Below are 1,095 nucleotides of genomic sequence, written 5' to 3' on the forward strand. Positions count from 1 at the left end.
GAACGCCGTGGCTCCGACGCGAAGATACAAAGACTCTAGGAGCTACGGCGGGGCATGCAGCTGTTCGGCTTCCCCAGAACAACTAGTTCTTACATAACGGACAAGCGAGTCTCCGGACTCAGAAGAGGGACGCCAGCCAATGGTGCATGAAGTACAAGCAGTGATTGTCAGGGAAAAGAACGCTCCGGTGTCAGTGGAGACCATTCTGGTGCCGGATCCGGGACCGGGCGAAGCGCTGGTGGACATCCTCACCTGCGGCGTCTGCCACACGGACCTGCACTACAAGCAGGGCGGAATCAACGACGACTTCCCCTTCCTGCTGGGCCATGAAGCAACCGGCGTGGTCAGCGCAGTAGGCCCCGACGTCACCTCTGTTACACCCGGTGACCGGGTGATCCTGAACTGGCGTGCTGTCTGCGGCGAATGCCGGGCCTGCGCCAAGGGCCAGCCGCAGTACTGCTTCAACACGGCCAACGCCACGCAGAAGATGACTCTTGAGGACGGCACCGAACTCTCCCCCGCCCTGGGCATCGGCGCCTTCGCAGAGAAGACCCTGGTTGCCGCCGGGCAGTGCACCAAGGTGGACCCCGAAGTTGATGCTGCCGCCGTGGGCCTGCTGGGCTGCGGCGTGATGGCAGGCATCGGCGCCGCCATCAACACCGGCGAGGTCAAGCGCGGCGAGTCCGTGGCCGTGATCGGCTGCGGCGGCGTGGGTATCGCCGCGATCGCCGGCGCCAAGCTGGCCGGCGCCACCACCATCATCGCCGTCGACATCGACGCCAATAAGGTCGAAATGGCCAAGTCGCTGGGTGCCACGCACGGCATCGACTCCAGCAAGGAAGACCCCATCGAAGCCATCCGCGCCCTCACGGGAGGCAATGGAGCTGACGTGGTGATTGACGCCGTCGGCCGCCCCGAAACGTACAAGCAGGCCTTCTACGCACGCGACCTCGCCGGCCGCGTGGTCCTCGTAGGCGTCCCGACGCCGGAGATGACGCTGGAACTGCCCCTGCTGGACGTCTTCGGCCGGGGCGGGTCGCTGAAATCCTCCTGGTACGGCGACTGCCTGCCCTCCCGCGACTTCCCGATGCTGGT

The 1,095-nt window shown here is 65.2% G+C and carries 1 protein-coding gene; it reads left to right on the forward strand.

Annotated features, from left to right (window positions below; genetic code table 11):
- Positions 1–139: 139 nt before the first annotated feature.
- Positions 140–1,095, forward strand: a 956-nt coding sequence (locus tag DBR22_RS00090) for an S-(hydroxymethyl)mycothiol dehydrogenase (protein ID WP_108597212.1), incomplete at its 3' end; no start/stop codon positions are given.

It is taken from the genome of Arthrobacter sp. HMWF013 (assembly GCF_003061105.1).
Classification (GTDB): domain Bacteria; phylum Actinomycetota; class Actinomycetes; order Actinomycetales; family Micrococcaceae; genus Arthrobacter.